The sequence below is a fragment of the uncultured Pseudacidovorax sp. genome (assembly GCF_913773995.1).
Classification (GTDB): Bacteria; Pseudomonadota; Gammaproteobacteria; order Burkholderiales; family Burkholderiaceae_C; genus Xenophilus.
In genome coordinates, this window is the sequence record NZ_CAJYES010000111.1 from 1 (window position 1) to 8,154 (window position 8,154).

At 70.1% G+C, this 8,154-nt stretch carries 8 protein-coding genes; 4 read left to right on the plus strand and 4 right to left on the minus strand.

The genetic code is table 11. The annotated features are described in order from the left end of the window. Nucleotides 1-1,304, plus strand: a 1,304-nt coding sequence (locus QZ772_RS09840) for a dihydroxy-acid dehydratase (protein WP_295525336.1), incomplete at its 5' end; no start/stop codon positions are given. 12 nt (nt 1,305-1,316) lie between these two features. On the opposite strand, the gene QZ772_RS09845 is transcribed toward QZ772_RS09840, so the two are convergent. Beyond that, nucleotides 1,317-1,577: a TIGR04438 family Trp-rich protein gene (locus QZ772_RS09845; protein WP_295525339.1), complete on the minus strand. Its 261-nt coding sequence runs from the start codon at nt 1,575-1,577 to the stop codon at nt 1,317-1,319. A 100-nt stretch (nt 1,578-1,677) separates the two neighbouring features. On the opposite strand from QZ772_RS09845, the gene QZ772_RS09850 reads away from it, so the two are divergent. Beyond that, the gene (locus QZ772_RS09850) at nt 1,678-1,983 is read left to right on the plus strand and encodes a c-type cytochrome (RefSeq protein ID WP_295525351.1); all 306 of its coding nucleotides are present in this window, start codon (nt 1,678-1,680) and stop codon (nt 1,981-1,983) included. A 106-nt stretch (nt 1,984-2,089) separates the two neighbouring features. On the opposite strand, the gene QZ772_RS09855 is transcribed toward QZ772_RS09850, so the two are convergent. The 3 genes from QZ772_RS09855 to ylqF form a co-directional block, all read right to left on the minus strand. Beyond that, nucleotides 2,090-3,031, minus strand: a complete 942-nt coding sequence (locus tag QZ772_RS09855; RefSeq protein WP_295525342.1) for a succinylglutamate desuccinylase/aspartoacylase family protein — start codon at nt 3,029-3,031, stop codon at nt 2,090-2,092. A 137-nt stretch (nt 3,032-3,168) separates the two neighbouring features. Beyond that, nucleotides 3,169-4,563: a SulP family inorganic anion transporter gene (locus tag QZ772_RS09860; protein ID WP_295525353.1), complete on the minus strand. Its 1,395-nt coding sequence runs from the start codon at nt 4,561-4,563 to the stop codon at nt 3,169-3,171. Between the two features lie 129 nt (nt 4,564-4,692). Further along, complete coding sequence (gene ylqF, locus QZ772_RS09865; protein WP_295525344.1) at nt 4,693-5,697, minus strand: ribosome biogenesis GTPase YlqF; 1,005 nt, start codon at nt 5,695-5,697, stop codon at nt 4,693-4,695. A 243-nt stretch (nt 5,698-5,940) separates the two neighbouring features. Here ylqF and QZ772_RS09870 point away from each other — a divergent pair, with 243 nt between their 5' ends. Continuing rightward, complete coding sequence (locus tag QZ772_RS09870) at nt 5,941-6,306, plus strand: HPF/RaiA family ribosome-associated protein (protein WP_017762327.1); 366 nt, start codon at nt 5,941-5,943, stop codon at nt 6,304-6,306. Beyond that, nucleotides 6,303-8,154 (plus strand): hypothetical protein (locus QZ772_RS09875; RefSeq protein WP_295525349.1); only part of this gene is annotated, 1,852 nt, incomplete at its 3' end. The genes QZ772_RS09870 and QZ772_RS09875, both read left to right, overlap by 4 nt.

Here is an 8,154-nt window from a genome sequence, read left to right on the forward strand (position 1 = left end):
AGAACATGCCCGGCGGCATGATGGGCATGCTGCGCGCCAACGTGCCGGCCATCTACGTCTACGGCGGCACGATCCTGCCAGGCCACTACAAGGGCCAGGATCTGAACATCGTCAGCGTCTTCGAGGCCGTGGGCCAGAATGCGGCCGGCAACCTGAGCGACGAGGACCTGCTGCAGATCGAGCGCCGCGCCATCCCCGGCACCGGCTCCTGCGGCGGCATGTACACGGCCAACACCATGAGCTCGTCCTTCGAGGCGCTGGGCATGAGCCTGCCCTACTCCTCGACCATGGCCAATCCGCACGACGAGACGCAGAACTCGGCCAAGGAATCGGCCAAGGTGCTGATCGAGGCCATCAAGCGCGACCTCAAGCCGCGCGACATCGTCACCCGCAAGGCCATCGAGAACGCGGTGTCGGTGATCATGGCCACGGGCGGCTCGACCAATGCGGTGCTGCACTTCCTGGCCATCGCGCATGCGGCCGGCGTGGAATGGACCATCGACGACTTCGAGCGCATCCGCCAGCGCGTGCCGGTCATCTGCGACCTCAAGCCCAGCGGCCGCTGGCTGGCGGTCGACCTGCACCGCGCGGGTGGCATTCCGCAGGTGATGAAGCTGCTGCTCAACGCCGGCCTGCTGCACGGCGACTGCATCACCATCACCGGCAAGACCATCGCCGAGACGCTGGCCGACGTGCCCGACGTGCCGCCCAACCCCGAGGTGATCCGTCCCATCGACAACCCGCTGTATGCCCAGGGCCACCTGGCCATCCTGAAGGGCAACCTGAGCCCCGAGGGCGCCGTGGCCAAGATCACCGGCCTCAAGAACCCAGCCATCACCGGCCCGGCGCGCGTGTTCGACGACGAGCAGTCGGCGCTGCAGGCCATCCTGGCCGGCAAGATCCAGGCCGGCGACGTGATGGTGCTGCGCTACCTGGGCCCCAAGGGCGGCCCCGGCATGCCCGAGATGCTGGCGCCCACGGGCGCGCTGATCGGTGCCGGCCTGGGTGAGAGCGTGGGCCTGATCACCGACGGCCGCTTCTCCGGCGGCACCTGGGGCATGGTGGTGGGCCACGTGGCGCCCGAGGCCGCGGCCGGCGGCACCATCGCGCTTGTGCACGAGGGCGACTCGATCACCATCGACGCCAAGACGCTGAGCCTGGAACTGAACGTGCCGGAAGAAGAAATCGCCCGCCGCCGCGCCGCCTGGAAGGCGCCGGCCCCGCGCTACACCCGCGGCGTGCAGGCCAAGTTCGCCTTCAACGCATCGAGCGCCAGCCTGGGCGCGGTGCTCGACCGGTTCTGAGCCCTCGCAGGCTCAAGGCTTGCGGCGCGCGGCGCCGCGGGCGCGCGTCGTGAGGCCCAGTGCGTCGCGCTGTCGGTCGAGGCGCGCCTGCTTGCGGGCGTCGTCCCGCTCCATCGCGCGCCGGGCGGTGTAGCCCGACCAGTCCGCGAAAGCCCACCACAACATCGCGGCCGGAAAGGGCAACAGTACGATCCACCAGGCGAGGCCGGCGAAGAAGCCGACCTCGAAGTACTTCAGCCCGATTGACACCAACCCCACGATCAACAGCCACATGTTCCGCTCCTCGTTCCAACAGCCCGCCGCGCGACGCACGAGCCACATTGCAAACGACTGTAACGCCGCCGGCGGGCCAGTGGCAGGTTCCGCGTCCGCGCTGCGCGCCGGTGCGATCGCCGCCCTGGCGCTGGCCGGCGTGCTGCCCGCGGCGCATGCCGACCTGGCCCTTGCCAGCAGCAAGGCGTGCATGGCCTGCCACACCGTGGACCGCAAGGTGATCGGGCCGGCCTTCAAGGACGTGGCCGCCCGCTACAAGGAGCAGAAGGGCGCTGCGGACATGCTGACCACCAAGATCCTCAAGGGCGGCTCGGGTGCCTGGGGACCGGTGCCGATGCCGGCCAACACCCAGGTCAGCGAGGCCGATGCGAAGAAGCTGGCCGCCTGGGTGCTGACGCTGAAGTGACGGCTGCCCGAAACCTCTCCAACCGTTCGCGCTGAGCCCGTCGAAGCGCCGGCCGATGTGCCCCGGCTTCGACAGGCTCAGCCCGAACGGGCAAGGCTGAACGTGCTCAGCCCAGCGGCCGCGTCAGGTACACCGCCTCACGCCCCACGATGGCGTCGCGGGTGGGCATGAAGACGGTGCAGCCGTCGCAGGGCGAGACGATGCGCCGCTCGCCGTCGGTGGCGATCAACTCGTCCTTGGCAAAGGTCTCGAAGCCGACCAGCGGCCGCTCGAAGCGGAATTCCGGCGTGTGCACCATGTGCGTCTGCAGCAGCTCGAAGCGGCGCTGCGGCGCAGGCGGCTGGCGCCCCTCCCTCGGCGCGATCAGGCCGAAATGCGCGATGAAGTCGTGTGCCACCTTCGTGGCCAAGTCCGCCGCGGACTGCGCGAAATGCTGGCCGCACTCCACCACCAGCGCCGTCTGTGGGCCGTCGCCGTCCAGGCCGTGCCGGCCGTACTGGATCAGCGGCGTGCCGGAGCCCAATCCCTGCGGCATCACCAGGTGCACCGGCGGCAGGCCCAAGGCCAGCGCCACGGCCGCATTGCGCGCATAGGCGGGATAGACCCAGAAGGGCTGCACGTCCTGGCTGGTGGAGTGGATGTCCAGTACATGGTCGGCGGCGTCCACCACGGCGCGCAGTTCGCGGGCGCGCCGCAGCTCGGGGCTGTCTTCGCTGCCGTCCAGCATCTCGGCCGACCAGATGCGGTTCATGTTGTGGACCAGCTGGCGGCTGTCGAAGGGGCGCTCGATGTCGAAGCTCTCGTAGGCCGCGACGTTGGAGAAGCTGATGGTCAGCACGCCCGTGACCGGCCGCACGCCGCGGTCGAGCAGATGCGTGGCGGCCACCATGCCGCAGATCTCGTTGCCGTGGGTCAGGGCGTTGATCAGCACATGCGGCCCGGGGTGGCCCGAGTCGAAGCGATGCACATAGTCGATGCCGGTGTTGCCCTGCCGGTAGGCGGACAGGTCGCGCGGCAGGACCTCGAAGGTGGGAAGGGGTGCGGTCATCCGGCCATTGTGGCGAGGCCGCGCCCACGCTGCACGCCATGCGCGACACAGCCTGGATCGGTCGGCGTCGGCCGGCGTCGGCTGGCGTTCAGCGTGCGGCTCTACGTCCGCCGCCCCGCCGTTACCGGCGCCGTGCACTACTCGATCGCGAGGTCCAGCCGCGAAACCAGGGCACGGGTCTGCGCGTTCATGCCCACCACCTCGACCGCGCTGCCATGCTTGCGCAGGCGCTGGCAGACCTTGTCCAACGCATTGACGGCGGTGATGTCCCAGAAATGCGCGCCGGTCAGGTCGATGCGCACTGGCCGGCCATCGATGTCGCGGATGTCGAAGGCCTCCACCAGCATGTCGGCCGAAGCGAAGAAGACCTGACCCGAGACGCGGTAGACCAGCGCCCCGCCCTCCTCCACAGGCTCGACCGCGATCAGCCGCGCCACCTTGAAGGTGAAGAACACGCCGCTCAGCAGCACGCCCACCGCCACGCCCGCGGCCAGGTTGTCGGTCAGCACCGTGACCACCACGGTCGCCAGCATGACGACGCTGGAGAGCTTGGGATGCCGCCACAGCGCCCGCGCCGAGCCCCAGTCGAAGGTCGAGGCCGACACCATCACCATCACGGCCACCAGCGCCGCCACCGGCACCTTCGACACCCAGGGCCTGAGCAGCACCATCAGCACCAGCAGGAAGGCGCCCGCGAACAGCGTCGACAGCCGGCCGCGCCCGCCGTAGCGCACATTGCTGACGGTCTGGCCGATCATCCCGCAGCCGGCGATGCCGCCGAAGAAACTGGCTGCGACGTTGGCCAGGCCCAAGCCAGTGGCCTCGCGGTTCTTGGCGCTGGGGGTGTCGGTCAGCTCGTCCACCACGCTGGCGGTCATCAGCGATTCCAGAAGGCCCACCATCGCGATGGCCAGCGCCGGCAGCGCGATGAGCTGCAGCGTCTGCCACGACAGCGGCACCTGCGGCACGCCGAAGCTGGGCAGGCCGTCGGGCAGCAGGCCCAGGTCGGCCACCGTCTTGAGCGGCAGGTTCAACCACTGGGCCGCCAACGTGAGCACCACGATGCTCACCAGCGGCGACGGCACGAGGGTGGTCAGCCGCGGCAGGCCGTAGATGATGACCAGCCCCGCGCCCACCGCGGCCCAGGTCGCCAGGTTGGCCCCCACCAGGTGCGGCATCTGCGCCGAGAAGATCAGGATCGCCAGCGCATTGACGAAGCCGGTGCGCACCGAGCCCGACACGTAGCGCATCAGCGAGCCCAGCCGCAGCCAGCCGAAGAGCATCTGCACCAGCCCCGCGAACACGCCGGCCGCGAACAGGTACTGCACGCCATGCGAATGCACCAGCGGCGCTGCCACCAGTGCCACCGAGCCGGCCGCTGCCGACACCATGGCCGGCCGGCCGCCCGCGAAGGCGATCACGATGCTGATGACGAAGGAGGCGAACAGGCCCACGGCCGGATCGACCCCAGCGACGAAGGAGAAGGCGATGACCTCGGGAATCAGCGCGAAGGTGGCGACCGCGCCGGCCATGAGCTCGCGCGGAATGCTGGGCGCCCACTCGGCGCGGAAGGGATGGGGGTGTCGGGACAAATGGAAGCTCGCGGAGAACAGGATGCGCAGCAGTCGGCCGATGGCCGTGCACGAATGAGGGGAACGGATTCAGCCTTCCTCGGCCGGTGGGTCGCCCCAGTTCTCGTCCTGCTCGATGGCATCCGCATCGCGCCCGCGCCCCCGTGCGCGCAGGGCTGCGGCGCGCTGGCGTTTGAGTTCGGCCTCGGCCTTGCGGCCGGCCGCCAGCCAGCCCAGGAACTGGTTGACCGTCTCCAGCGTGATGCGGCCGATGACGCCGCCCCGCAGGTCGGTGAGCACCGCCTCGGCGGCCTTCTGCATGTCGATGCGCCCGCCCCCAAGCAGCGCGCCGCGCTTGCGGCCGATGGCGCCCAGGATGTCCTCGTCGGGCTGGGTGCACAGCGCCAGCTGGGCGTTGTCGGCCGGCAGCTTGTAGCGGCCGCGCAGCAGTTCGGTGTACTGGGCCTTGAGGTAGGCCAGCACATCCAGCGCCACCGATTCGTCGTCGTAGGCATTGCGGCCCACGGCGCCGGTGGCGGCCAGGCGCACGCCGCTCTCGGGCACGATGATCTTGGGCCACAGCATGCCGGGCGTGTCGTACAGGTAGAAGTCGTCGGCCAGCAGGATGCGCTGCTCCTGCTTGGTCACGCCCGCCTCGTCGGCGGCCTTGGCCTGGCGCTTGAGGCTCAGGGTGTTAATCAGCGTGGACTTGCCCACGTTGGGCACGCCGCAGATCAGCACCCGCATCGGCTTGGCCAGCCCGCCCCGGTTGGGCGACAGGCGGTGACAGGCCTCGATGATGGCGGCACGCTGGGCCGGCGGCGTCTGGCTGGCGTCCAGCGCGATGGCGCCGGTGGCCTCCTGCGCCTGGTAGTGGGCCACCCATTCGGCGGTGCGGGCCGGGTCGGCCAGGTCCTGCTTGTTGAGGATCTTCAGGCGCGGCTTCTTGGCCGTGATGGCGGCGATGGCCGGGTTGGCGCTGGAGCCTGGCAGGCGCGCATCCAGCAGCTCGATCACGACGTCGGTGGTCTTCATCCGCTCGGTGATGGCCTTGCGGGTGGCATGCATGTGGCCGGGAAACCATTGGATCGTCATGGCGGGAGTCGGGCTGGGAAAACGAGGAAGGCGGCGCGTGCGGCCACGGCGTCGGTGCCAGGACGGGCGCACGGTCGCCGCGGCGCCTGGCATGTGCAGAAGGGCACGGATTGTCGCCGCAGGCCGGCGACCTCGCCTTCGGCCACCCATTGGCCTTCGCCTACGCCGGGCCAGCGCGCGCTGGTGCAGAGTGCATCGCACCGGCTGGCGACTGCCGGCCATCTACAAAAGGAGCCCTTTTTCATGCAGATCCAGGTCAACACCGGCAACGGCATCGAGAACAAGGAATCGCTGGAGCGCTGGGCGGACGCCGAACTGCGTCAGCAGCTGCACCGCTTCGCCGAGGAAGTCACGCGCGTCGAGGTGCACCTGAGCGACGAGAACGCCGCCCGCGGCGGTCAGGCCGACAAGCGCTGCACCATGGAAGCGCGCCTGGCGGGCCATGCGCCCATCGCCACCTCGCAGGATGCGGCAACGCAGGACGCGGCGTTCCACGGCGCGCTTGACAAGCTCAAGCGCGCCCTCGACACCGCCATCGGCAAGCGCACCGACCACCGCGACCGCACCACCATCCGCACCGCCGGCGCCGACGCCGGCCTGGGCGATTGAGCGCTGAGACGCCGGACGTGGCGGCCCACGGGCGCCACGTCTGGGAATTCGCACGTACCGGCGGCGTCGACCAGGTCCTGATCCGACGGGGCGAGGACATCGCCCACATCGGCGAGCTGGACCGCAAGCTGTGGGTCGCCCTGGCCTGCCCGGTGCAGGGCCTGGAATTCGACAGCCGCACCCTCGCGCTGATCGACACCAACGACGACGGCCGCATCCGCCCGCCCGAGCTGATCGCCGCGTGCGAGTGGGCCTGCCGCGAGTTGGCCGATGCCCAATTGCTCATCGCTGGCGGCGATACCCTTTCCCCCCACGACATTGCCGACAGCAGCATGCTGCAGGCCGAAGCGAAGCGGATCCTGCGCATCGTCGGCAAGGACGAAGGGGCGGCCCTCACGCTCGAAGACGTGACCGGCCGCAGCGAACTGCTGGCGTCGCTGCGCTTCAACGGCGACGGCGTCATCACACCGGCGACGGCCGAGGATGACGAGGTCCGCGCCGTCATCGAACAGATCTTGGGGACGCAAGGCAGCGTGGCCGACCGCAGCGGCGGCATGGGCATTCAGCGCGCCCACGCCGAAGCCTTCTTCGAGCAGGCGCACGCGCTGGCGGACTGGCAGGCCAAGGCGGTGAGTGACGATGCCACCATGCCGCTAGGCGAGGCCACGTTGGCAGCGGCGGCCGCCTTCGACGCGGTCGAGGCCAAGGTCGACGACTTCTTCGCGCGCTGCAGCGTGGCGGCCTTCGACCCGCAGGCCGTGCCCGCGCTCAACCCGGCCGCCGCGGCCTACGACGCGCTGGCCGGCAGCGCCATCGACACCCATTCCCCTGCGCTTGCCGCCCTGCCCCTGGCGCCGGTAGCGCCCGGCCGCACCTTGCCGATGGCCGGCCGCGTCAATCCGGCGTGGTCAGAGGCATTGGGCAAACTGCGCGAGCGCGCAGTGGCGCCGCTGCTGGGCGAGGCCCTCGAAGCCATCGACGAGGGGCAATGGGCATTGCTGCGCGAACGGCTGGCTCCGTGCCGCCGCTGGCTGGCCAGCCGCCCGTCCACGCACCTGGGCAGCGCCGCCGACACCCCGCCCGAGAAACTGGAAAGCTGGCTCGCGGCCGAAGATGCGGTGCTGGCCCTGCTGACCCAGGACGAGGCCGAGGAGGCGCACAACAAGCGCCTCGTGGACCTGGAGCGGCTGCTGCGCTTCAAACGCGACCTGTACCGGCTGCTGCGCAACTTCGTCTCCTTCGAGGACTTCTACGCGCGGCGGGGTGCGATCTTCCAGGCCGGCCGGCTGTATCTGGACGGGCGCAGTTGCGACCTGGTGGTGCGCGTGGCCGATGCCAAGAAGCACGCCATGCTGGCCGGACTGGCGAAGACCTGCCTGGCCTACTGCGAGTGCACCCGCGGCAAGGACAAGCAGACCATCGTGGCCGCCTTCACCGCGGGCGACACCGACTTCCTCTTCGTCGGACGCAACGGCGTGTTCTACGACCGCGAGGGCCAGGACTGGGACGCCACCATCACGCAACTGATCGACAACCCGACCAGCGTGGCGCAGGCCTTCGTGGCGCCTTACAAGAAGTTCATCCGCCTGGTCGAGGAGCAGGTGGCCAAGCGGGCCGCCGCCAGCGAGGCGACGGCCCAGGCCAGCCTGAGCAGCGTGGCGACCACGGTGGCCACGGCCGACAAGGCCGTGCCCCCGGCCACCGCCGGCCAGCCTGCGGCGCTGCCCAAGCTGCCCGGCCGCATCGACGTGGGCACCGTGGCTGCACTGGGCGTGGCCATGGGCAGCATCAGCGCGGTGCTGGTGGCGATGTTCACCAAGTTCGTCGACCTGGGGCCGTGGATTCCCA

Bases quoted from the DNA above. Each gene is read 5' to 3' on its own strand.
- QZ772_RS09845 (WP_295525339.1), bottom strand. From the start codon at position 1,577: ATGTGGCTGTTGATCGTGGGGTTGGTGTCAATCGGGCTGAAGTACTTC.
- QZ772_RS09855 (WP_295525342.1), bottom strand. From the start codon at position 3,031: ATGACCGCACCCCTTCCCACCTTCGAGGTCCTGCCGCGCGACCTGTCC.
- ylqF (WP_295525344.1), bottom strand. From the start codon at position 5,697: ATGACGATCCAATGGTTTCCCGGCCACATGCATGCCACCCGCAAGGCC.
- QZ772_RS09860 (WP_295525353.1), bottom strand. From the start codon at position 4,563: ATGGCCGGCGCGGTCGCCACCTTCGCGCTGATTCCCGAGGTCATCGCC.
- QZ772_RS09870 (WP_017762327.1), top strand. From the start codon at position 5,941: ATGCAGATCCAGGTCAACACCGGCAACGGCATCGAGAACAAGGAATCG.